At 59.2% G+C, this 24,180-nt stretch carries 19 protein-coding genes and 1 pseudogene; 15 read left to right on the forward strand and 5 right to left on the reverse strand.

The annotated features are described in order from the left end of the window. Positions 1–5 precede the first annotated feature (5 nt). The 10 genes and pseudogenes from GYH35_RS13795 to GYH35_RS13840 all read left to right on the forward strand — a co-directional run bounded on the left by GYH35_RS13795 (position 6) and on the right by GYH35_RS13840 (position 11,437). Positions 6–791 carry a hypothetical protein gene (locus tag GYH35_RS13795; protein WP_161828748.1) on the forward strand — a complete coding sequence of 262 codons (786 nt, stop codon included), beginning with the start codon at positions 6–8 and terminating at the stop codon, positions 789–791. A 352-nt stretch (positions 792–1,143) separates the two neighbouring features. Continuing rightward, positions 1,144–2,352 (forward strand): LPD7 domain-containing protein, encoded by a 1,209-nt coding sequence (locus GYH35_RS13800; protein WP_161828749.1) that lies wholly within the window; start codon positions 1,144–1,146, stop codon positions 2,350–2,352. A 10-nt stretch (positions 2,353–2,362) separates the two neighbouring features. After that, positions 2,363–2,956 carry a hypothetical protein gene (locus GYH35_RS13805; RefSeq protein ID WP_161828750.1) on the forward strand — a complete coding sequence of 198 codons (594 nt, stop codon included), beginning with the start codon at positions 2,363–2,365 and terminating at the stop codon, positions 2,954–2,956. Positions 2,957–4,031: 1,075 nt separating this feature from the next. Next, the gene (locus GYH35_RS13810) at positions 4,032–4,859 is read left to right on the forward strand and encodes a DUF932 domain-containing protein (RefSeq protein ID WP_161828751.1); all 828 of its coding nucleotides are present in this window, start codon (positions 4,032–4,034) and stop codon (positions 4,857–4,859) included. Between the two features lie 226 nt (positions 4,860–5,085). Further along, entirely contained in the window at positions 5,086–5,409 is a 324-nt protein-coding gene (locus GYH35_RS13815) for a hypothetical protein (RefSeq protein ID WP_161828752.1), read from the forward strand. A 283-nt stretch (positions 5,410–5,692) separates the two neighbouring features. Further along, the gene (locus GYH35_RS13820) at positions 5,693–6,049 is read left to right on the forward strand and encodes a hypothetical protein (protein WP_161828753.1); all 357 of its coding nucleotides are present in this window, start codon (positions 5,693–5,695) and stop codon (positions 6,047–6,049) included. A 1,086-nt stretch (positions 6,050–7,135) separates the two neighbouring features. Next, positions 7,136–7,552: pseudogene (locus tag GYH35_RS13825) on the forward strand (JAB domain-containing protein); the annotation flags it as partial. A gap of 279 nt (positions 7,553–7,831) precedes the next feature. Continuing rightward, complete coding sequence (locus GYH35_RS13830; protein ID WP_161828754.1) at positions 7,832–9,682, forward strand: ParB/RepB/Spo0J family partition protein; 1,851 nt, start codon at positions 7,832–7,834, stop codon at positions 9,680–9,682. A gap of 401 nt (positions 9,683–10,083) precedes the next feature. Next, entirely contained in the window at positions 10,084–10,449 is a 366-nt protein-coding gene (locus tag GYH35_RS35445; RefSeq protein ID WP_407700211.1) for a plasmid mobilization protein, read from the forward strand. Next, positions 10,442–11,437, forward strand: a complete 996-nt coding sequence (locus GYH35_RS13840; RefSeq protein WP_161828756.1) for a relaxase/mobilization nuclease domain-containing protein — start codon at positions 10,442–10,444, stop codon at positions 11,435–11,437. The genes GYH35_RS35445 and GYH35_RS13840 overlap by 8 nt, the downstream gene beginning before the upstream one ends. Positions 11,438–11,603: 166 nt before the next feature. Here GYH35_RS13840 and GYH35_RS13845 read toward each other — a convergent pair whose 3' ends face one another. The 3 genes from GYH35_RS13845 to GYH35_RS13855 all read right to left on the reverse strand — a co-directional run bounded on the left by GYH35_RS13845 (position 11,604) and on the right by GYH35_RS13855 (position 15,823). Further along, positions 11,604–13,466: an ATP-binding protein gene (locus GYH35_RS13845; RefSeq protein ID WP_161828757.1), complete on the reverse strand. Its 1,863-nt coding sequence runs from the start codon at positions 13,464–13,466 to the stop codon at positions 11,604–11,606. Next, the gene (locus tag GYH35_RS13850) at positions 13,463–14,503 is read right to left on the reverse strand and encodes an SIR2 family protein (protein WP_161828758.1); all 1,041 of its coding nucleotides are present in this window, start codon (positions 14,501–14,503) and stop codon (positions 13,463–13,465) included. Before GYH35_RS13850 ends, GYH35_RS13845 begins: the two co-directional genes overlap by 4 nt. 186 nt (positions 14,504–14,689) lie before the next feature. Beyond that, on the reverse strand, positions 14,690–15,823 hold the full coding sequence (locus tag GYH35_RS13855) for a hypothetical protein (protein ID WP_161828759.1): 1,134 nt from the start codon (positions 15,821–15,823) through the stop codon (positions 14,690–14,692). 462 nt (positions 15,824–16,285) lie between these two features. Between GYH35_RS13855 and GYH35_RS13860 the strand changes: the two genes are divergently transcribed. Continuing rightward, positions 16,286–17,566 carry a hypothetical protein gene (locus GYH35_RS13860; RefSeq protein ID WP_161828760.1) on the forward strand — a complete coding sequence of 427 codons (1,281 nt, stop codon included), beginning with the start codon at positions 16,286–16,288 and terminating at the stop codon, positions 17,564–17,566. Between the two features lie 517 nt (positions 17,567–18,083). Beyond that, positions 18,084–18,317, forward strand: a complete 234-nt coding sequence (locus GYH35_RS35450; protein WP_161828761.1) for a pyocin activator PrtN family protein — start codon at positions 18,084–18,086, stop codon at positions 18,315–18,317. A gap of 8 nt (positions 18,318–18,325) precedes the next feature. Here the strand turns inward: GYH35_RS35450 and GYH35_RS13870 are convergent, their stop codons facing one another. Beyond that, entirely contained in the window at positions 18,326–19,543 is a 1,218-nt protein-coding gene (locus GYH35_RS13870; RefSeq protein WP_161828762.1) for a tyrosine-type recombinase/integrase, read from the reverse strand. Positions 19,544–19,690: 147 nt separating this feature from the next. Here GYH35_RS13870 and dusA point away from each other — a divergent pair, with 147 nt between their 5' ends. Beyond that, a complete protein-coding gene (gene dusA / locus GYH35_RS13875; RefSeq protein ID WP_407700212.1) occupies positions 19,691–20,674 on the forward strand; it encodes a tRNA dihydrouridine(20/20a) synthase DusA in 984 nt (327 codons plus the stop codon). A 96-nt stretch (positions 20,675–20,770) separates the two neighbouring features. Continuing rightward, positions 20,771–21,160, forward strand: coding sequence for a serine hydrolase (locus GYH35_RS13880; protein WP_161828763.1), 390 nt, complete (start codon positions 20,771–20,773; stop codon positions 21,158–21,160). 79 nt (positions 21,161–21,239) lie between these two features. Here the strand turns inward: GYH35_RS13880 and GYH35_RS13885 are convergent, their stop codons facing one another. Continuing rightward, positions 21,240–22,709, reverse strand: a complete 1,470-nt coding sequence (locus GYH35_RS13885) for a M20/M25/M40 family metallo-hydrolase (RefSeq protein WP_161828764.1) — start codon at positions 22,707–22,709, stop codon at positions 21,240–21,242. 196 nt (positions 22,710–22,905) lie between these two features. Here GYH35_RS13885 and GYH35_RS13890 point away from each other — a divergent pair, with 196 nt between their 5' ends. Then, complete coding sequence (locus GYH35_RS13890) at positions 22,906–23,820, forward strand: adenylate/guanylate cyclase domain-containing protein (protein ID WP_161812363.1); 915 nt, start codon at positions 22,906–22,908, stop codon at positions 23,818–23,820. Positions 23,821–24,180: the final 360 nt, after the last annotated feature.

A 24,180-nucleotide genomic window follows, 5' to 3' on the forward strand; every position in this document is an offset into this window, starting at 1 on the left:
CCATCATGGCGAATCCGCGCGAGCGCTCTCCATCCGCTGCGTCAACCGTAGCCGGAACGTGGCGACGCGCAGCAGACGTCGCTGCCGCTGCGCTCGATCCGCCGCGGCCCGAGGTGGATCGCGTGACCTTCGGTCGCTTCATTGATCACGGGCCCGGCCGGCACGAGGGCAAGCCCGACGCGCCGCAGTCCTATTTCGTGAAGCTTGCGACGGAGCGTGGCGAGCGTGTGTTCTGGTCTCCGGCGCTAAAGACTGCGCTCGCGCAATCGCGCACACAACCGAAGATCGGGGAGCAGGTTGGCGTGCGAGAGAACAGTATTCTGCCGGCCACAGTTCTTTACAGCGCGCGCGATAGTGCCGGGAAGGTAGTTGAGCAACGCCGCTTCGACTCACCGCGAACTCACTGGGCGATTGAAGAGCGAGCGTTCTACGACGAGGCACTGCTTGCGGCGGAAGCCTTGCGGAGCGAGCGACTGCATCCGCGCGAAGCAATCAAAACCTACCCGCAGCTGCTGCCCGCGTACCTCGCGCTCGATTCCGCGCGGCGAGTCGCGAAAGAGAGAGTCTCCCCGACGCAGCGAGATAGATTCGTCTCGCTGGTCCGCGAGACATTGGCGCACGCTGTTGAGCGGGGTATGCCACTGCCGGTCCTCGAGAGACGAACGGCGGATGCGCCTGCAGCCCCATCCGTAGCCGCTTCGTCTCCTGCCACGTCATCGTCGTCAAACTCGTCGCACCCCATAGCCGTCGGTCCCCGTGTGACCACGCGCCCGAGTGCGCGCACCCGTTAGCTGCGAGGAGATGTTCATGGTCGACATTACTCCGCCAACACCGCCATCACGGCCCGCAGGCCCAGCGAGCAAACGTGCCCGCGGGGAGCCACTGACAAATGAGCTGCGGCCCTCACCGGCGATCGTTAGTTGGATCGATCGAGCTGTTCAGCGCATCACCTCGGATCCTCCGTGGACTTATCAGGCCGATCCGACAGCTGCGTCGCGCGCGGACGCCCGACGGCTATTACCGGAGCTCGAGCCGGAGCCAGAAGGATTCGCGCCAAGGGCGGCATCGCAGCCACAGGCGGGACCGCCAGCCATTTGGGCGCCGCGCTCAGCGCCGCTCGATACGCGTTCAGTCCCAGAGGATGTGCGCGAACGTTTCGTGCGAATGGGGCGCTATTACTACTTTCCGGGTGGCAACGTCGCTTTCGAGGACAAAGGAAAGAAGGTAGTTACTCGCTCCGAGAACACTGAGGTTGTGCGCAGCCTTGTCGAGATTGCTCAGGCGCGCGGTTGGAATGACATCACCGTCTCTGGTACGGAGCGTTTCAGGCGCGAGGCATGGCGACAGGCGACTTACGCTGGGCTAGTGGTGCGTGGCTATGAGCCGACCGAACAGGACAAGCGGCAGTTTGTACGCGACCTGGCCAAAGCTCGCTCTGCGCAAGAGTCGCTTGAACCTTTGATCGACCCGCCACGACCAGTGATTCCTTCGTCGTATCGAGGAATGTCGACGCCTGCGGCGTCAGCCGCCCCTGAACGAGGGGCCGAGATGCCCCGGCAGACGCAGATGTCGTTCGAACGCGAAGCGAATCGGGAGCGCAATGCGCCCTTGACGGCATCGAATCGGCACGGCGCCAAGCCACCCCAGGCCGATCCGGCGCCTGCGGTATCGACACTCGAGCCAGAGGTGGTGAGCAATGGGGGGCGCAAAGGAACGCGCAGTGGATCGCAGCGTTCGCGGGTGTATGCCGGGCGGCTAATCGAGCATGGCGAAGCCCGCTACAAATTCCGCGACGACCAGGAGCCGTCCTATTTCGTTCGCCTTGAAACTGCCAACGGGACGAAAGAACTCTGGGGCGTTGATTTCCCCCGCGCCCTGAATCAAGCCGGAGTGAAGGAGGGCGACCTCGTTGAAGTGGAGCTCACGGGCCGTAAGAGCGTTGCCGTGAAACGGCCTGCGCGCGATGCGGAGGGACGTGTGCTCGGAGAAGAGGAAGTTTCCGCTCACCGTAACGAATGGGACGTGCGTCAGCAAGCACGCGGGTCGAATGGCAGCTCTCGCGCGAACGGTTCCCCGTACAGCCCTCGTAGCCAAGCATTGCATGAGCCGTCCGCCTTGGCACGGGAATCCGCGCGTGACGACTCGGCGCTCACGAACGCGCTGGCGACACTCAGGGCAGCTGAGTTGCTCGCAGAGGCTCGGATACCCGACGTCGCTTTGCGAGGTCAGTTCGTTGAAGGAGTGCGTGCACAGTTATCGCAGGTGCTCGACAGCGAGGCAACACCCGCAGCTCCGCAGTTGCGGGAGCGAACAGTCCAGCGCGTACGAACTCCCGCGCGCGCCTTGAGCTGAGGACCAACCGATGGCCACGGATTCTCGTGTCGTCCAGGATTACTACGATGTCGAGTTGCTGAGAATCGACGCTCACAACGGCACTCTCTATTTCGTCGGCGGTCACCTGCTCAAGCTTTCGCGCCGCGATGAACTGCGCTGGTGGCGCGTCGGAGAGATCGGCGTCCTGCGCCTCGGTGTGATGCCACATGGTTGGGGCTGGCGGCCATACCCTGATCAGAGAATGCGTCGTGCGCCCGAACGTGACGATTCGGCAAGTGATCGGTGGGCATGGAAGCTTCTGCGTGCTGATGGTCGGCGCGTTGATCGGTACCTCTTAACGAAGGTCGGTGTGATTCCTGGTGGCAACGGCTCGCTTGTCCGCCAGGACCTGGAAACGGTGACCATCGATTTACCGAGAGAGTTTCGCGAGCTATGTCGTGCGTACCGGCAGCAGCCCACTGTGGTGCTCCGAGCATTCATTGCGGACGTCTGCTCGTTCAAGAATTTGGCTAAGGGGCCGCGTAACGACGGTTACTGCTCGCTGGGGAGCGAGGAGCGGCGGCTTGCGCAAGATTATTTCTCTCGTGCCCATGGCATGTACACCGAGCATGAGGGACCGTGACGGTGTCTCCGCATCCGGCTGAGTACTTCGCATGAGTGAGGGGCCGACTCGCCGACGCACCGGAGCCACGTTCGCGGATGTGTGGCCGAACGCGCGTACACCCACGAAGTCGACCTCTACGGATGCGCCGCAACCTGACGCGACGGCCGGCCGCGAGAGCCCGCCGACGCAGACCAGTGCACGCACCGAACCGGCTGCACCGTCGCGACCCGGTGCGACAGAACGCACCATTGCGCCCCGCGATCACCGCATCAGCACAGAGACTATGGAAGGCAAGCTTCTGGGGCACGGCACCGCGCGCTACCGATTTCAACCCACAGAGGCGCCGAGCTACTACGCACGGTTACTCACATCAGGAGGCGTGGTGACGTTGTGGGGGCGCGGACTCGCCAAGGCCATCGCACAATCGGCGACGCATGTGCGCATCGGCGATCGGGCCGCCTTTCGGCGGCTCGATCAAGACCCGCAGACAGGGCGTGTGCAATGGCGTGCCGAGAAACCTGAGTGGTTCGCCGCTCAGGATAAGTCCGCCCGTCGCCGCCGAGACGAACAGCTCGCCGCGCAGCGCGCGGCGAAGGAAGATCCGGAACTTGCTCGAGCGATGCTTCCGATGAAGGCGGCACGCGTGCTCGCTGAGCGCCGTCTCAGTGATCCGAAGCAGCGGCTCCAATTCATCGCCGGCGTCGCAATGCGCCTGAAACAAACGGCTCTAACCGTTCACGCCCAAGCTGATACTCCAGTACATTCTCAAACGCGCGGTGGCACTCAGTCTGATGGGCCGTCCGGCCATGAGGGTCGCAGCGACGATCGAACACGATAGAACGAAGCGACGACACGTAACGCCCCTGAGCAAGCATCTCCTCGGCAGAGGCCTGTCGTAAATCCGACGGATAACAAAACTGACGATACGCGCGGCGGGATTGCTGAACGGGCCAGACTATCACGGCGATCCCTCCGTCAAGGACGAGTGCGAAGCACTCGCCGCCTGCGGCGGTTTGCATCCTTGACTACGGGCCACGTCGCGATGTCTGCCCGTCGGGCAATCCCGCCCAAATCAATCGAATGAGGAATCGTCATGGATACCATCCAGACACTGCTCGGCGACGTCCAGATCGATAGCGCCTTCAACGATGGGCTTGATCGCGCGCAACTGGAGAGGCTAACACCAGCAGCATACACGACAGCTCCGCATGCAAAGCTGTCTACGAGGTACGCGTTCTTGCCTACCTCGAGCGTCATCGAAACTATGAGCACGGCCGGCTTCAACGTCGTTCAAGCCGCGCAATCTCGTTCTCGCAAACAGCAGCCAGAGTTTGCATGTCACGCCCTGCGCTTTCGGAAAGCCAAATCCGCCGTGTTCATTGGGGAAGTTGTGCCGGAGATCCTGATACTCAACTCGCATGACGGGACGAGCGCGTACCAGGTCCGGATCGCTCTGTTTCGAGCAATTTGTGGGAACGGCATGATCGTGAGCGACACCGCATTTCCCTGCTGGCGAGTACCACATCGGGGCAGCGCCCCCATGGAGGTTTTGGAGGCAGCATTGCGACTCTCGGATCACTTCGGCGAGGTCAGTGCTGTCATCGATCGGATGCGCCACTTCCCTCTGGATGAGGAACAACGTCTCGAGTTTGCAAGCGACGCGCTTGCTATTCGATATCCCGATGAACCCGTTGGGCACGCCGTTTCTCCGGCCGAGCTCCTTGTTGCAAGACGTCCTGAGGACGAGGGAACCGACTTGTGGCACACGCTCAATGTCGTGCAGGAGTACCTCCTGCGCGGCGGCGCTCGACGGATTACTGCTACCAAACGCCAGGTGAGGATGCGAGGTATCGGTGCAATTCGCGAGGGCGTTCGACTCAACACAGCTTTGTGGGAGCGAGCCATGGTTGAGTTGGCGTAACGCCAAGTGGGAGGGGCGCTGGAGGCGTCCCTCCCATTCTTGTCCACACTCAGAATGCGTATCGAGGCCACATTGAGTGCCTGCCTGTTCCAGTCTGCCACATCGGTCTTCACCTTCCAGGCCGAGGCCGGACGGCCTCGCAAGGCGCAAGCGACCTGGAAGCTGAAGACCGGTGTGGCGTGCCACTCCCGCAGGCAATCTCGCTTGCGATCTTTCGGAGTGTGTCATGAGTCGTCATATCTTCGATGCCGAGGTGCAGGAACAGCCCGTTCGCGTGACGATTGGATACGACCGGCCCACCGCCAAGTTCTATCTGCACATCGGTTGGGTGGATTCCCAAACCGACGAGATCTTGTCCTACGCCTCGGATCTTAGCCTCGCTTACGAACCGTCCGATTTGAGGTCGATTCGCCGATTTCTGGACAAAACCGGGATCGAGTCGCCTGCAGCTGTCTGGGCGGAAGTGTCATTCGATGCGACGAGTAAGGCTGGAAATCGCGTTGTGAAGCATTCGAGTGACGGCACTATGCGTGAGCTCGCTGCTTGGTGACGTGAATCGTCTGAGCGAGAGCATCGGGTACTTCGCTGAACTAGCCGGTGCTCCCCTTCACACGCATTATTGCGTGGACGCGCTTCGCTTTGTTCTGTTCGCGCATACGGCCTGACCTTGCTGGATGGCCGACCTTGCCTGTTGCGAAGTTACCGACTCCGATTCCACCGACCAAAGAGTCGCGCAGAGGCGCGCCCGCCGCGGACGGCGGCTTCGCTCTTTGGCGTCCGAATCGGAGTCGGTGCCTTATCGCGGGCAAGTTCGCCCGAGAAGGAGAGATGTCATGAACGACTCAATGGAGAGCACTGACGCCAACTCGACCGACACAGATGCGATGGCTTCCGCCCCGGTATCTCAAAGGCTCGCGGAATTGGCGAGTCAACTTCGCGAAGCTGGCATCGTGCAGTTGGTCGCGGTCTATGAACGCGAGAACTGCGTGACGACATTCACAGTAACTTGTGTCGATGCTCAGCAGCGCATCGGCTTATCACCATGCCCGATTCTGGTACTTGCTGAGGTGATAAGCATCTACGGGATACTTGTGCGCCAGTACGCTGAGGAAGGCGACAAGCGAGCGAGGGGACAGTTTGATTGGTATGTCCTTGATAACAAACTCACTCACGAGCACAAGAGCGCGTGACGCGACGTTGGGTCGCTGCGTCTAGGAGCGCGCGGAGCGCAAGGATGCGCTCCAACCCCACGCGGGATAAGCGTACTTCCGAATGTCGAGAGTAGGGAGGATTGCCTGATTGCGCGAAGATAGCACGCCGTGCTCGCCGCCAAGAGTCGTGCATATGCACGACCGCCGCAGACGGCGGCTCCGCTCTTGACGGCTGCGCGCGCCGAGCTGGATCGAGCGCGGGCAATCCCGCCCAGGCGGAGAGCGATCATGAGCGACCGAACGAACGGAACCTCGTCAGACGCGCGAGAAGAGCGGTCTCAAACTCCACATTTGTCCCAAAGGATGCCGGCAGTAGCGGCAGCGCTGCGGCGGTCGAATGTAGCGTATGTGCGGATCGTGTACGACGGTGCTTGGGACACTGGACGAATGAGCGATCCGCTCTTCTATAGCGAAAATTTAGTACTTTTCAACCCGCTACTCAGCTCGAAAACCTATCGAGCTCTCTCACTATTCTTTCGAGAGCTGCTCGAGACACGCCACCCGGGCTGGCAAAACGCGGAAGGTTCGCGTGGCGAGTTTGAATGGGAGTTGGTGAGAGATCAGTTGACTCACATCCATGGCTGGCGACACTTCAGCTATGACTTCGAAACCGTAGAAGGCTTGTGACCTCTGCTGAGGCGTGGACTTACAGGTCCGCGCCTCAGCGTTAGCTACGCGCGATTCTCGGACTTCCCAGACCGGAGTCGATGTCACAGTTCAGATGATCCGGTCCGTCCATCCGAATGCCTGGCGAGCTGATGCGAATTGCCTGCATTCAATGAGTATGCCCCACCGTTCTCGCCGTCAATGCCTGCGCGCGACTGCGTCGTGCTCGCGAGCGCGCTTCGCGCGGCACTGACGGCTGCGCTTCGGTGGGGCGGGTCCTCGATGCAGGCAATCCCGCCTGCCCAAGAGGAGAGATCCATGTGTGAGTGCAACGGATCCATCGACAACTCGGCCGGGCACGCATCATCCGGCTCACTGCCTGATCGGGAGCGGTTTACGACAACCTTATCTGCAAAGCATGGCGGCAGATACGTGAAACTGAGCGATGACGCCGTGATTGCCGTGGCCCTTCGGTTGGCCTCGAAACGTATGATTCTGAGTGATCCCATCAACGAGCCGCGCGCGGCTCGAGAGTACCTGCAACTGCGTTTCGGGCGTCTGGAGTATGAAGTCTTTTCCTGTCTATATCTTGACGCGAAATGTCGAGTGATTGCCTGCGTTGAGCTATTCCGTGGAACGGTCGACGGCGCCGCGATCCATCCGAGGGAAGTGGTAAAACAAGCGTTGGCATACAACGCTACCTCCGTGATCTTTGTTCATAACCATCCAAGCGGCGTCGCTGAGCCGAGTCCGCAAGACAGACTCATTACTCGCCGACTTAAGGAAGCCTTGGCGCTCATCGACGTGCGAGTCGAGGATCATCTGGTGGTCGGGGACGCAACGATCGAGTCCATGGCTGAGCGCGGGCTCTTGTGAAGCGTCCACATAGGAGGGGGCGAGTTGTCGCTCCCTCACTTTGTAGCAAGCTATCGGAGTTGAGAATGGTGTTCTTCGCTGCCGCCTGGCTCCGATCATCGCTGTGTTCACAAAATCCGCGCCAGCGCGCAGACGCGCTGCTTCGCCCCGTTGGGGGCACGGATTTTTCCGGTCCCGCCGGCATCTCGATCTTTTCGCGCGGTTGAAATCCGGTTTGCGAGCGGGTGAGCGGGGGTGAAATTTTATCCCCACTCTCACACTCAACACTGGAGATGCACCATGAACAGTTCATTCGAGTCGCGATTGCTTCCGCTGAACCGGCTGAAAAAATCACCGAGAAATGTTCGACAGACTCCGCACACTAAACAGCACATCGAAGCGCTGGCGAGAAACATCGATGCATACGGACAGATCCACGAGATGACGGTCGAGACGGAGCGGGCTGATGACGGCCAGCCGACCGGCTATTACTTGGTCACTGCTGGTGAAGGGCGGCGGCTGGCGCAGCTACTGCGTGTGAAATGGAAGCGCATCGTTGAAGACGCGCTGATGCGATGTCAGGTGAACGACGATGCTAGTCCGAGGGGCATTAGCCTCTCGGAGAATGAGTTGTGTGCCTCGATGCACCCGGCAGATCAGTTCGTGGCGTTCAAGCAGCTCATCGACGATGGTTCCACCATCGAGGACGTGGCAGCGCAGTTTTCAGTAACACCGTCTGTCGTCCAACGGCGCTTGAAGCTGGCCAATGTGGCTCCGGACTTCATCTCGTTGTATCGGGACGGAAAGGTGACTATGGAGCAACTGATGGCATTTGCAATCACGGAGGATCATTCCCGTCAGTGCGAAGTATGGAAGGAGCTGCCGCCGAACCGCAGAACGCCGGAGGATATTCGCGCCGCAGTCACTCTGCAGGAGGTGCCGATCACAGACCCATTGGCGCGCTTTGTAACGTTGAAGGCGTACGAGAAAGCTGGCGGACCGGTTCGGCGCGATCTATTTTCAGACGAGGACGATATCTATCTTGTTGATCGTGCCCTGGTCGAGCGTATCGCCAAGGACAAACTGGACAGGCGCGCGGCAGCGGTGAAGAAGGAGGGTTTCGCTTGGGTGGAGGTAGATCTCAGCATGGATTGCTCGAAGCGGGCTACCTATGGGCGGGTCCGGACGATATCTCGTGAACCTACCGAGGAGGAGGCTGATCGCCTCCGGCGCGGTCAAGAGCGTCTTGATGCCATCGAGAAGGAGATCGAAGGCACGGGCGACGAGGAGACGCTGACCTTGTTGCATGCGGAACGGGAGGCGCTCGACGATCAGATTGAGGCGGTGGAGGATTCACTGTGTGTGTCCCACCCGGACGATTTGGCTGTCGCCGGTGCGATCATTTCCATTGGAAGCGATGGCAAGGTGATCGTCGATCGGAATCGCATCAGACCAGAGGACCGCCGACGGGCGATCACCGCTGCGGCAGACGGACGGGGCGAGACTGACAAGCAGCCGCGCACGCACTCGGCCGCATTGACCAGACGCTTGACGGTCTACCGAACCGTGGCGCTTCAAGCTGCCTTGGTGAAGCAGCCCAACACAGCAGTCGTTGCGCTTGTGCACGCTCTTGTTCTGCGCACCTTCTATGCTCCAGGCGCTCGCGGAGGCAGTTCACTAAGGGTTGACTTAGAACCGCCGGAGCTTGAGCGGGACGCGGATGACGTGGTCCAAACTCGGGCTCATGCAGATATGCGGGAGCAGTACGATAGGCTGCGCTCGTCTTTGCCGGATGCGGAAGCGCTTTTCGGATGGCTCATGGAGCAGACAGAAGAGACGCGGAAGGAGTTGATTGCGTACTGTGTCGCGCGATGCCTGAATGGAGTGCAGTCGGATGATCGGCGCAGTCCCTTTGATGAGGTAGCGAAGGCTGCGAATCTCGACATGCGTGACTGGTGGATTCCTACAGCCGACGGGTACTTCGCGAGCCTACCGAAGTGGCGGATCTTGGAGGCTGTCGGGCAAGCCGCTCCGCCGGAGACAGTGCGCGCAATGGCGCTCCTCAAGAAGGGCAGTCTCGCCAAGTCGGCCGAGGAGAAGCTGTCGGGTAGCGGTTGGCTGCCCGCATTGTTGCGTGCTCACGTAGCGTAAGACAGTGCCCGGTGGACGCGGAGTGGAGGCCGCGTCCATCGCTTGCCCGCTACCGTGCAAATTTGCAGAACCGCCTTCCGCTACATCGATGTGGGCTTAAGCATCTGGATGGTCAGCGCCGCAGCTCTCGGCTGGAGCAAACAATCGACGACAGCACCCAAGGGCCTTTTTGCACAAAGAGGTGAAATAGGCAGGATAGCCTTTCGGCTGCTCATGGGCCACATTCATGTCCCATGAGTAACACGCGCATCCTTCGCACACGCCTGCCGGCGACGACACATGCAGTCGTCGAAGCGATCGCGCGTCAGCAGCAGCTCACAGAGTCGGCGTGGTTGAGGCGCCTGATTGAGACGACGCTTCAGTCTTCGGGTGTGGTGCTCGAGGCCGACTCGAAGGATGAGATGCCGCGCCAGGCGAGATTGATGGTCCGGCTTCTGGCGGACGATCAGGCATTGCTCCACGCCCGTGCCAAGGCCAGGGGAATGCCAATGGCGACATATGCGTCCCTAGTGATTCGGAGTCATCTGCGAGGCGTAGCTCCACTGCCCAGGGAGGAGCGGTTGTTGCTTACGCAGTCGGTCGGGCAGCTAAGTTCCATCGGTCGCAACCTCAACCAACTCGCCCGACATGCGAACCAAGGGGGCAGGGTAGTCGGCCCGAGCCGGGAAGATTTGAAGACGCTGTTGCGTGCATGCGAAGGTCTGAGGAACCACGTCAGGCAATTGATCGACGCCAACCTACGTAGTTGGGAGACTGGCCATGGGTAAGCGCACGGTCGATCTTCGCAGCCAGAAACCACTCCTGGATATAGCGAGCTACGGCCGGCGTTCACCAGGTCATGGCCGAACCTTCACTCCCGCCGAGCGGGAGCAGATCGGTCGAACAGTGGCCCGCGTTCCCGAGGTCATGATCAAGGTGACGGGCGGCGGGCGCACCGTGGGCGCCGTGTGGAGACATCTACGTTACATCGATCGGCGCGGCGGGCTCGAGCTGGAGACGGATGATGGCGAGCGGCTCCACTTGCAGGGAGCTGAGAGGGCACTACTCGAAGATTGGGGGCTTGCGCTACAGGAGCGCGAAGACAAGGTAGTCTACAGGGGCCTGCCAGGGAGGAAGCCATCGAAGCTGGTACATAACGTGATGTTCTCGATGCCTAAAGGAACGCCGCCAGGCAAGTTGTTGGCCGCCGTTCGTCACTTCGCCCAGGAGACGTTCGCGCTTCAGCATCGTTACGCGATGGTGCTGCACACGGATCAAGATCATCCCCATGTGCACCTCGTCCTGAAGGCAGTCAGCGAGCAAGGCACGCGACTGAACATCCGCAAGGACACGTTGCGGCAATGGCGGCGGGATTTCGCAGAGGCACTACGCGCTCAGGGTGTCGCAGCCAACGCCACGGAGCGCGCGGTGCGAGGCGTGACTCGAACGCATCAGATGGACGGGATCTACCGAGCAATGCGCCGAGGGGAGTCGACTCGTTTCGAGGAGCGAGTGCAATCTGTGGCGAAGGAGTTGCGTAGTGGGCGGGTCAAGCTGGGTGGCAAGGAAAAACTGCTGCGGACTCGGCGCGACGTTGAGCGAGGGTGGGCCTTTGTAAGTGAACTGCTAAAGCACGATGGTGAGATCGAACTCGCCAGCCGGGTGCGGCAGTTTGTAAACGAAATGCCGCCGGCTTACGTCGACCGGGAGTGGATAGCCGTCGACATAGTCCGTCGGCTCAGGAGTTCGACGCCAGACAGGTCGAGAACTCTTTAGGAAGTGAGTTGTTGGGAGTGTTCGCCTATCGTGCTTTTGTGGCGAATATCGGTTGGGCACGAGGCCGCAGCCATTGAATACGGGATTATTCGGCGGCAGGCGAAGCTGGCGAGTCTGTTGTCTCGGTGGTGTCTCACGCTGGGCTTCCTGATTCAATCGATCGCGTCTAAGCGCCTTGCTGTTTGGGAACAAGTGCACTGAATTTTCTCGTATCGCTCTGGGGTTTGCCCAAATCGGGAAGTGGCTTCACATTGATCTTTAGTGGCATCTGGCTGGCAATCCCGCTGAAAATGCAGGTTCCCGTTGGTAGAGTCGGAATGGACTCTTCGGTTACACGATCGATGTACGACACCGCGCTGGAGATCGTGGCGAGATCGCGTTCATTAAGAAGCCTATGAATGAAGTAGTTGTGCGCCTGAGATGTAATCGTCGGCGAAATGTCGTTCGGCCTCTGGCTTGATATCGTAACGAAAACTCCGAACTTCCGCCCCTCTTTAATTATTTCCTCGAAAGTTTCGAGCCTGTAATCCTTCCAGCTCTCAGTCTCACGGAATGAAGCTGTAGAAAGAATGTTGTGCGCCTCATCGATAAGAATGCTCAGCGATTTATCAGGGCCTTCCGTCTTATGTTCAGCGTATAGTTTCTTTGCGAGTAGCAAAGGCAGTGTCTTCTTCATCTCTAAGTTAAGGTCTGCAAGACCAACAACAACAAAGTTCTTCTGCCAGAATGGGAGGTCACTTCCGAGATCGAATACTCGATCAATGTCGGCTTTCTTGGCCTTGAGCCTATTGATGACTGGTGCGACATGCTCGTTCTGAGCCCGATTCGCCAGCACATCAAAGATCAGGTGCAAATATAAAAAGACGATAAGCCTGGAAAGAAGGCTATCGCCAAGTTTGAAATTGGCGACATGATTATAGAGGCGCGTTTCGAGGATCTTTTCAGGTCTCTGCGCCAAGAACGGCCCGTCGGGCTTGATCCTAAATTCCGATACGGTGTTGTGCCATGCCAAATCCCCGGCCAAGTCCAAAGGATCGCCATTCTCATCCTCTGCTGGGGGCAAGATCTCGCGCAGGTAGTCCAACAACAAGAATGCCCGAATCTTGTCGCTCATCTGCAGAACATCTCTCACTCGATTCCGGATAATGTTCTTCAAGTACGCTTCTGGGTCTCCGTCGTCTGCGTCATGAACCTTCTTGTAGAACCGAATGGCTCGGCTGAGGAATGGCTTTTGTGTCTTGTCTGTCGCATCCGACAAGATTGATAAAACCTCGATATCCAAGAGCGCGCCCTCTGCCATGGGAAGCTTGTCCGCATTGGCCTCCCGTGTGGAGAGGCGGTAAACTACCTTGTTCTCAGTGATGCAATGAGCGCTGGTGTATTCGCCATTGAAGTCAAAGAGAAGAAGTTTAATTTTCGTTTCAAACGCCGCCGGATTCCGTTTCGACAACGTGCCAACAAATTCCTGGTACAGGTACGCAAGCGTATTTGATTTCCCACTGCCAGTGTTCCCGAAGATCGCTATGTGGCTATTGAACAAGCCATCAACGGGGAATTCGATGTCGAAATCGTGTCCCTCGATGCTGGCAATGGTTACGGACGGCGAGTCTGCCTCTTTAGTAAGGTTGTGAACGAGCCGGATTTTATCGCGAGTTACGATGTATGCCTCGTTTCCGATTAGCGGCAGTTCCTTCGTCCCGCCAGTAAACTTCCCGCGTTCGTCAATATACCCGGCAAGGGCCACTGTCAGGATTCTCTTGTTTGTATTTACGGCCTCAAAGTTCTCGGCGCCTGTACGGGAATAGTCGTCTTCGATCTTCTCGCCTTCGACTCTGCCGATGAGGCTCAGAAATCCCTTGCGGATCTCGACATAGCTGTTCACTGATATGTTTCTGAGGATGTCGCCGTCGAAGAACATGTCTGAAAGATTCTTGTTCTTGTCGACGAGCACATACACCTTCCGGCCATCTACGCCAGCGACCTCGCCAATCCGTAGAACAGCATCTTGGGTTGGCGTTGTAACATTCATTTCTTTTTCTCGTTGAGCGCCGGGAGCACGCTTCCTAGGATTTCATTGAAGGCTTTGAAGTCGATTTTTCTGCCTGCAGGAGGGGCGATTACTTCGACGTTGTTGTATCCGTCGAATCGCTTAAGGAATGCCTCTGTGTCTGCGTCGCTGAATGCGAATGCAACAAGTCTCAATGTCGGATTCTTCAGGGCGCGCCGCGTGATCCCAAGGATGTGTTCGTCCCCGAAGGAAAACCCAAAGCCAATAAGCAAGGTGCCTTCTCGATCAAGTTCGTTAGCGTAGATCCTGAGTAGTTCGTAGTATGTGCTTTCCATCAGCGTTGTTCTGAACTTCTTTGTCTGTGGCAAAACAACAGCGTACTCATCGACGAATTCCCGAACCTTTGCTGGGCTCTTGTCATCGGGAAGTATGGGCTTTTTCTCAACAGAGAACAGAACGTTGTCGCCGTCCCTCTTCCAGGACAGAGATCCGTGCAGCTTGATGAGATTGATACAAGGGATGTCGACTTTGTAGTTATATAGGTTTCCTGTACTGGATGTCGTCGTAAAGAATGTGCGCGAGGAGTAGTCAGCACGGCCATTCAAGCTTGGCGTACGACTGAACCCATCATTCAGCCGCAGAGATGGATATGAGAGCGATGCCTTTTCGATGAATAAGTCGTAGTTGGTAGTGAAGATCGTCGCTTGCTTGGGCAACAATCTGGTTCGGCGTTCGCTCAATATCGCCTCTATGATGCCCAGGTATTTGACATAGTGGCCAACGGTTTCAGCGTTCTTTGCGTTCTCGGCGTCGGCGAGCAAATCGTTGGTGGGCGTCTGAATCGTGGTCAAAAAGTCATACAATTTCAGATAACCATCATCTTCCTTGTTGCTGTCGAATAGCTTTACGATCTCTTGTTCGATCGAGCCTGCGGTTGCAATTGCTGGCCACGAGGCGCCGGACCCGATCATGAAATTGATGTGGCCAGACTGAAATGAGCGCGACAATCCTCTGTGGATGTCGTCGCTTACCGAGTCTAGTTTTAGTACACGCGCCATTAGTAATATTTCCCCTGTGTGTACGGAACACAGCTGACCGGTGCGGATCCGTTGTTGCGTGTTTGGCCGCACGCGCTTTTATTCGTTCGAGCTAGCTTATGCGCAAGTTCTACGAAATCCTAGCGTGCCAGGGGTGATCGCAATGCGCGCTTTGGATTATATCTATGGTGGCCTGTCAGGGCTCGATCATTGCAGTAGTTGGGCGAGTTTGGCTTTCAATGCTTGCACGCGCCGGGAGAGTGCTGCGTGCCCTGCGAGCCCTTCGCTCGCAGCGATCTCAGTCACCGTCTTTCCCATGCGTAGCGCAAGGAATAGTTGGCGCTTTCGAACGTCCAATGCGGCCATGAGGTCTCGGAACAAAACCTCCCCATATCCTTCGCATTCATCGGTGCTCCACACGGGCGCATCGTCGAGTGTTTCGATGAGTTCTACTTTGAGCTTCGCTCGTTTCGAATAGAAGCTGCGTTCAAAGTCCTCCTTGATCCAAGAGACGCGCGATGAAAAATCCTCGTGAGCACGCTGGCGCTGGAGAAGCTCAATGACGGGGGTCAGCGACTCCATGATGCCCGCGCCTTGAATCGCTTCCTCCAATACCGTGTCGCGTTCGCTGTGGTCATTCTCATCCCAGATCGTGCCGCCCATCAGAGGCCGTCTTAGATCGAAGCAGGCATATTCTTCCGCCGGAATACTTTCCTGGAACTGCTTTCGCAGGTCATCTATTGAGTCCCAGCGTTCGTTGGACTGAACGACCGGAACAAATCCGTTCTCGCGGCGGTCAAGGGCGATTCGATAGATGCGGTTCATCCAGAATCTGGCATCCCCTGCTAGTAGGCGCAGAGGCGAGGATCTTGAAAAGAACTCTGGCTTCGTGCGCTTCTGGGGCGCGAGCTTGGACCATATAACGTCAGCGAATGCTTGCTCGACTTTGACCGGGAACGTTGATGGAAGATCGTAGCGGCCAGTGAGCATGAGTCCCATATTCGCGCGCAAGCGCGTGAGCCCGCTTTCGCGCAGCACTGCATCCGGTAGAAGAGATGCGAGCATCACATGCAGCTCACTGACGCCCGCGTCAGTCACTGGTGCCAGGATAATGTTGGGATTGGTACGGTGTTCGATGCCGGGCACGCGAGCCGTCACTGCCTCGAACACGTCGCCCGGTCGGATCTGTCCGGCGGCGTAGTTCTGATTCCATGTATGAAGAGCAACTTGGAGTTTGAACCCTTGCTCAGTGCCGGAGATTCGCGGAGACGGTTCGACGAAGGCAATCTCTAGGGGGCCTTGGTCCCAGCGATTCTTCTGAACCACTTCAACCTGTTGCATGAATGCATTGCTTATCGCGCGCACGGTTTAGTCCCTTCGGGTGGGTGACATCTTGTACCGGCACGGCAAACAGTTCTCGTGACACCCGCTATTTTTTTTCAGCCGACATCGACTCCACAGCCCGCAACAACGGGCTGGGATTGCGCCCGATGTCCCGCGCGGTGGTATAGTTACTGCCGGTTGCCGTCACCTGCCGCATGCGCCCGATAGGGTACGACGAAGACGGTTCCTGACAGTCCGAAGGTTATCCACATAACTCCATCGGGCGACCCGCAAAGCATGCGCCGGATAAATGCCCGTCGGAGCTTATATGGATACTCAGCAATTGAAGATCCTAGCGGCGCGGCTGCGTCAATTTCTGGCCAAGCGCGGCTATGAACTTAAGCATGGCCATTGCCTCGGCTCACCCATCGTCTCCTGGAACAGCGAGATATCTCGATCGGAGCCAATGAGTTGCTACGAGTGCTGAGCGCGAATTCGACTGTAGCGCCGGCGATTAACGCCCGGATGGTGTGGCCTACGGGGCCTTCTCCAGGCATTTATGTCGCGCCCTCACAGGGCGCCATCGATGCAGTCATCGAGCGCTACGAGCGCGAGGCACCGGGCGAGATGATGTACTGCGAGGCTGCGGGCGAAAGCGCGCAAACTTCTATCGCTTTGGGGGAGCGGGGCATCTTCTCCAACGGTTTGCGCAGGGCACCCAATGGCTCGCTCATCATCCTTGGTCCGATGGACATGACCCAGGAGAGTTGGGAAGACTGCGCAGCCCGAATACTGTGTTCCTCGAACCTGGTTGACGGCGCCAATCATCGAGTTGTTGTGCTCGCCCGGACGCCGAGCCGGATGACGCTTCATGCAGATCTGGCGCTGATGCTGCAACTCGACGAAGCGCCAGGCTATGTCGACCCAACTTTGCGCGGCCGCGTCAGCGAGACTGGTGAGTTCCTCGAAATGGACCGATTTGTCGAAGGTCCCGTCCGGCCTGTGGCCAGCCCACCCATCGTGCCTATTGTGACCGTCCCGCCCCAGATAGCAGGTATCCTCAAGCGGGCACTTGCATACCGTCCCTACGGCATGATCATGGTAGGTAGCTGGGGTCTGGGTGAACATCGTCATGCACTGCTCGAGGCTGTGATCCCGCTGACTGATGAGGTCGGACCAGTCGCGCGAATCCAGCCTAACTTTCGGGGAGAGTACGGGCGGGGGGATTCCGATCTCTCTGTGCGCTGCCCAGACATCCCAATCTACCCGTCGATTGAGAGCGCCCTTGCGTTCGGACATCGGCGGATAATCATCGAGCGGCCTGATGCGGGGGGCGCGGCGATGTTGAAAGCTGCCTCCCATGCGTGCCTACTCGTTGACGCGCCGGCGGAGGATGTCTCGGGTGCTGTCTTACGAACGCTTCCAACGACCCCTCGGGACGGGATCCGTACCCTGGACGTGCTCACCGCAGTTCTATGCGCCGGTGAAATCGCTGACGTGCAGGGCAGGCATCGAATCTGGGATGCCTATATCGCTCGTGCTGACCTGCCTCCGCACGGCGACTCTGAGCGGGACTGGGACTACGTTCAGAACCAGCGTGTGCTTCGATGGGAGGATGCGCTGGAAGATCTTATCGCCCGCGGGATCATCACCCGCGAGGGCGCAAAGAGCGCACTTGATACGATGGATGTCCGTAAAGTGCTCCGAGCAGATAAGGGGGCGAAGCGTCCACGGCACAATTCCTTGACGCCGAGAGGATAAGATCGCTCGGATTCGTGAGTACTGCGCCCCAGTTTTCGCCCCGTGTGCTTTTAACTGTTCACCGGTATCGCTGGTGCCAGCCATGTGGAATCGATGCATTCGCAGGGTCGAGTCCCATCCGCACGACGAGTCCTTTGTGTGCCCAGTTATTGCCTCAGGTGGTTACGTCACGCCGCGCGGGAGCAACATTTCGCGCGTGCCGTACGCACGCCGCAGTTCTACTGCGGACAGCGCGTGAGGCACTCCGGTGCTATTCCGTCACTCGCGCACGGATGCGGAGCCCACTATCAAGTTCGTCCCCCGGGAGCAAAGCGCACAGATGTCTGCTCGCCTGCGACAGAACGCGACAGCCTCGAAAGTGTTGCGGTCTGCGCGACTCCTGCGACTGGATGCGACGAGAGTTTGAACACGAAGTCGCAAGATACCTGCATTGATTTCTTCGGTTCCGGCGTACACCCTGATTTGGTAATTACACAAAACATCTGTGTGATCCACGGACCAGTCTGGATGGTGCTGTATGAACAACACATACTTTGGTCTTCTCGCCGAGTTCGGCGAGGCCAATATCCCGCTACAGAAGGTCGCGCCCAAATACTTCGGACTGAGTGAGGATGAAGCCCGTCGACGCGCGCCGACGGGCTTGCTTCCATGTCGCGTCTTTCGCCTCGGATCGCAGAAGGCGCCCTGGCTCGTGAGTGCCACTGACCTGGCTGAGTTGATCGACAAGCAGCGAGATCGAGCATCACGCTGAATTGCTTCTCACTGAGTCACTTGCACTCGCTGCTCCATAGCCTCGAGTTGACGGAATATTCGCGCTCTCGACGCGCGAGTGTTTGGTGGGATGAGTTCCGCGGCAGGTGGGCACGGATATGTCGTGATTCTGATGGGTGGACTGATCACCTCGACTTCTCCCGAAGGCTTTCGGATGACTTGTCTAAGATTTTCGGGTCGCAGTTGCGTATAGCGTTTCAGGTCATCCCAAGAGGAATGTAGAGAGAACAGCGCCACTTCGTGAATGTCATATCCCAACTCGAAGAGGCGGCTGATTGCTTCATGGCGAAGGTCGTGGAAATGTAGATCCTCGATTCCGAGGATGCGGCACGCAGTTGTGAATGCGTCGCTAACGGTGTTGGGGTTGTAAGGAAAGATGTAGCGACCCGGTAGCTGCACTGCCTGGACGATGCCCCATCCCTCCGGGGTGTATTTGAACCTCAAGTGATTGCCCAACTTTTCCCGCGGGTGCTTTGCATCTCTCACGAGTCCTGTCTGCCCCGAGGGCTCGTTATCGGCGTGCTCTAACCGGCAGATTTCGGCTTCGCGTCGAGTGGACGTGATGCCAAACCACATGACCCGCCGCATTGGGACAACGGTACATTTGTGTCGATCGCGGATCTGAAAGTACCCGTCGAGCCTCTCCAGCTCTTCGTTTGTAGGCCGCCTTTGCCGACGATTGCTGCGGGCGATTAGACGATGCTTGAGGCAGTACTCGTGAGCTTCGTCCACGACATCTAAAGGGATCGGGAGCTGTTGGCCCACCTTGGCTGCGTCAAGCACGATCCGAATCCACACTAGATCGTTTGCGGCGGTGGAGGGGCCGGCGCCGTTCAGGCGGCGATTCCGAATGTGATTGATAAGAAGGTCGGCCGTGACAGTCAGGGGATCGAGTTGTCCAATCGGATGCCTCTCGAGGAACTCAAGGGCAGACTGTTTTGAGCGTTGCCAAGGGGAGATCGTCTCGAAGGTTTCGATGTACCAGCGGATGAGAGCGGCGAGGGTACGGGTGCCGCCGGAAATGGCGATTGTCAGAGCCTTTGGATCCTGTAGTTCGACCTCCCGTGCTTGCGCCCATAGCTTTGCCGCCGCCTTCGTGGAGAAGGTCTTGGACTCCTTGTGGATCAGCTCCCCATTCCGCGTGAGCCGCAATCGTGCTTGAAAGCTGGGTCCCGACTCCCCCTTTCTTGTTACGATTGTGGCCATGGCGACCTCCCAATTGTCCCAAGCCCATTTGGGGACAAATTTGGGACAATTGCCAGCAATAAATGCCCACAAATGTCCGGAAATAGCGCAGAAATGACGGTGTTGGAAAGCAGCGGAAAACCCGGCGAAATGCTCGGTTTTTCGGCCCTGGAACGGGCAAGACGCATCAGTGTAGCTCCTATGATGGATTACACCGACAGGCACTGTCGGTATTTCCTGCGCCTGCTCAGCCCGAACACTCTCTTATATACAGAGATGCTGACCTCGGCCGCCCTGGTCCGTGGCGATGGCGCGCGGCTGCTCACTTATGACAATGCCGAACACCCGGTGGCCTTGCAGCTGGGCGGCAGCGATCCGAAGGAGCTGGCGGTGGCGGCGAAGATGGGAGAGGACGCGGGGTACGACGAGGTCAATCTGAACTGCGGTTGCCCGAGCGATCGCGTGCAGAGCGGGCGCTTCGGTGCTTGTTTGATGGGCGAGCCGTCGCTGGTGGCCGAGTGCGTGAGCGCCATGCGTGCGGTGGTGAGTGTGCCGGTGACGGTGAAGTGCCGGATCGGGATCGAGCCGATGCCGCAGGCGGCTGACGAGTTCGAGTTCCTGCGCAAGTTCATTGCGACGGTGGCTGCGGCGGGTTGCGAGGTATTCGTCGTGCATGCTCGCAAGGCAATTCTCAAAGGGCTGAGCCCGAAAGAGAATCGCGAGATTCCGCCGTTGAAGTACGACGTCGCGGCCGCCTTGATCGCCGAGTTCCCCAATCTCACATTCGTATTGAACGGCGGCATTCGCACGGTCGAAGAAGTGCAGGCTCACTTGCAAACATTCGACGGCGTGATGATCGGGCGCGAGGCTTATTCGAATCCGTATCTGTTGGCGCAGCTCGAACAGGCAGTGTTCGATCCAGGCTGGGATTTGCCGGCGCGCGAGCTGGTGATCCAACAGTACGCGGAGTATGTGCGCACCCGGCTCTTAGAGGGGCATCGGCTGCGTAGCATGGTGAAGCATGTTCAGGGCTTGTACGCCGGGCTGCCCAGAGTGCGTTCATGGCGCCGCTATCTGTCCGAAGGCGCCGGCCAGCCGACGGCGGGAGCGGAGCTGCTGCTCGACGCTTTGAGGATCGTACAAGCCGCCTAGCTGCCCCGTCGCAGCAGGCGGGAAGAAAGGAAAGAAAGCGAAGGGAGCAGTCACGGTAGAATTCCCCGAACGGCGAATACAAGAAAGGGGAAGGATATGTGGCGATCCGTGGTCATGGCTGCGGCATTGATGCCTGCCATAGCGACGGCGGCGTCCAACAACACCGACGGGGGCTGGCAGCGGGCGGGCGAGGCGGCACTGGTTGTGGCCGAGCAAGAGCGCGCCGATCGCAATATTCCCTCCATCATGATCGGCATCGTTACGCGTGACGGTCTCGTTTGGTCGGGCGGTGTCGGTCACGCGGACGCCTCGGGCAAGGTACCGGTCGACGCGAACACCATTTATCGAATCGGCGGGCTCACCCAGGCATTCACTGCTGAGTTAGTGCGCTCGCTTGTCAATCGTGGCGCGCTCGACCTCGATGCGCCCGTGGGCGAGTGGCGGCAGTATCCGGTGATGAACGTGGATTTCAGCGAGATTCGCTGAGTAATCAGCCGGAAGACCCCCGACCCCCTCCCGTGAACGGGAGGGGGCAGAAGACCGGCTCAGCGATCGAACGGCACCTTCAACGATTGAACGGCACCGGCGCCAGCCGGCCGAAATCACCTTGTTTGGTCGCGGCCAGATAGGCGGCGACGGCGTACGCGGCGACGGTTTGGTCGAGCACCTTGGCGTCGACCTTGGCGAGCGTGTCGTTCATCGTGTGGTGCACGTCGAAGTACAGGCTGGCATCGAGCACGGGATCCAGCACCGGGACGCCGAGTGAGCGAAGCGGGCCGAGATCCGCGCCACCCGAGGCGTTGTTGCTGCCGCCTTCGATGGGCAAGGGCTGCATCGCTGCACGCATCTTCTCGATAGCGCCTAGAAATTCGGGCGCCACTTGCGATTCGAGCCGGATCACCGGGCCGATGCCGGTATCGGCTTCCATCGCCAGCACGTGCTTGGCCTGTTCATCGCCGATCAGTCGCGCATATTCCTTCGCGCCCGACAGGCCGAACTCCTCGTTCGCAAACAGCACGACGCGAATCGTGCGCGACGGCTTGCGATCGAGACGCGAGATCAAGCGTGCCGCTTCGACGACGATGGCCACGCCGGCGCCGTCATCGAGGGCGCCCTGGCCCAGGTCCCATGAATCCAGGTGCGCGCCCAACAGCACGATTTCGCCGGCGCGATCCGTGCCGGGGATCTCGCCGATGACGTTGGCCGACCAGGCCGGCGGCATTTCGCGGGCCGTCGACTTCAAGCGCAGCCGCAGCTGTTTGTTTGTTTTCAATTGACGCGACAAGGTGTCGGCATCGGGATTCGACAACGAGAACGCCGGGATGCGAGGCGCACTCACGTCGTACGTCATGCGGCCGGTGTGGGCGAAGCGCTCGTCCGAGGTGCCGACGGATCGGATCACCAGGGCGACCGCGCCGAGATTCCCGGCCGCGCTCGCACCCTGCGTACGATTCTTCACGGTCGTGCCATAGGACGCGCCGTCCTTGGTCCGCTCCATGCGCTGGTTGATGAAGACGACCTTGTTGCGGATATCGCCGGCCTGCATCGCGGTCAGCGCCTCCAGCGAGGCGACCTCGACCACCTGCGCTTCGATGCCTTCCTCGCCGGTGCCGATGCTGCCGCCCAAGGTGGCGGCGACCAGCGGCTGAGCGGCGGGGCCCAGCAGAGTGACTTCGGTCGTGCCCCGGATCCACCGGGGGACCAGCACATCCTGGGTGCGCACGCCGGTGAAGCCCAGCTTGCCCAGCCGGTTCATGGCCCAGCGCACCGCCGCCTCATCGCCGGGCGAGCCGGCGAGCCGCGGACCGACCTCGGTGACCAGCGAGCTGACGTGCTCGTAAGCGGAAGTGCCTTTCAGGGCGCGGTCGCGCAGGGCGCCTGCGGTGGCCAGATCGGCCTCGCTCCAATCGGCAAGCTGCGTGCCCTGGGCCAGGGTCGGGCCGGCCGAAAGCTGAACGGCGAGGGCCAACAGTGCCAGAAAACTGGCGGCGGAACCGGTCCCAACGGGGCGGCGCCGGGCGTGGGGGGGAACCATTTCGAGCATCCGAACTCCTTTTTTGGCCCTCGCAGCCCGTCAATGTGTAGGGATCCTGCGGGGTTATGTAGCGTTGTCGTATATACTGCCGTCCGTACCCGGCCGTTCGGGTGCGGGCCGGGAACCTCAAGCGGAACAGCAAGGATACCAATGGGGCGGCGACGAGGCGGGAGACGACGATGAGCGCCAAGGGGTCATGGGAAAGGACATCGAACTAGCCATTCTGTTTGCCGACGTAGTCGGCAGCACACGAATCTACGAAGTCATGGGCGACCTGCGCGCCCGGGATATGGTGCTGACCTGCGTAGAGATCATGCGGGCGGCCACCGAGCAGAATCACGGCACGGTCATCAAGACCATCGGCGACGAAATCATGGCGACGTTCCCCACCGCGAACGACGCCATCAACGCCGGCAGCCGCATGCAACATGACATCCGCATTCATGCCGAGCTGAAGGTCGAGGGCCAGCCCATCGCGATCCGCATCGGCGGCCACTTCGGGCCGGTGGTGCTCGAGAACCGCGACATCTTCGGCGCGGCCGTCCACACCGCCAACCGCATGACCAGCCAGGCCAAGGCCGGGCAGATCATGATCACCAGCGCCATGGTCGAGCGGCTGGCGCCCGAATGGCAGTCGGCCGTGCGCCAGATCGACGTTGCCACCCTCAAGGGCAAGACCAACGAGGACGAGCTGTTCGAGGTGCTGTGGCAGAAGGAAGATGCCACGAGCATGTTGCCCGCCATCGCGCTCGGCGCCACCACTGCCGGTCGTGACAAACAACGCTCGCGCCGGCTGCGTTTGCGGTTTCAAGGACAGGAGATCGTCGTCGACGAGAACCGCGCGAACATCGCCATCGGTCGTGCAGAAGAAAATGACATTGTCGTGAAAGGCAATCTGATTTCACGTCTGCACGCCAAGATCGAGCTGGTCCGCAACAAGTTTCAGCTGGTCGATCAGAGCACCAACGGCACATTCGTCACCACTCGCGAAGGCGAAGAAGCCTTCGTTCGGCGCGATACGATGCAATTGAAAGGCGAAGGCCTGATCGGCTTCGGCCGCGTGCCGGAGAATAATTCGTCGCTGACCGTTCGCTACGTCTGCGAAGAATAGCGCGACCCCTGGCAGCGGTCAGAGCACAGCTGACCGCGCCGCACGCGCCATAATCTCACCGTCATAATTCGATTCTGTTACTTGCCGCCGCGGCCGCTCCCGGCTGCCCGCAAGAATTCCTGTCCCGACTTCACATTACGCGCCGGAATCGCACCGCTGCGTCGTTCGCCAATCGTTGCATCGTAATGTGACTGTCACATTTCAGTAGCGCATTTGTAAGACGTGCGCTCTAAGGTTGCGCCTCATATGAAAACGGCGGCGCGGCTTGGCTTCAGCATCATCAACATCGTGCCGCCGCCCGACCGGCACTCATATTAATACCGAACCTAGTAGCACCGAGGATCGTTCCCGCCGGGAACG

The sequence above is a fragment of the Steroidobacter agaridevorans genome (assembly GCF_009932555.1).
GTDB lineage: Bacteria > Pseudomonadota > Gammaproteobacteria > Steroidobacterales > Steroidobacteraceae > Steroidobacter > Steroidobacter agaridevorans.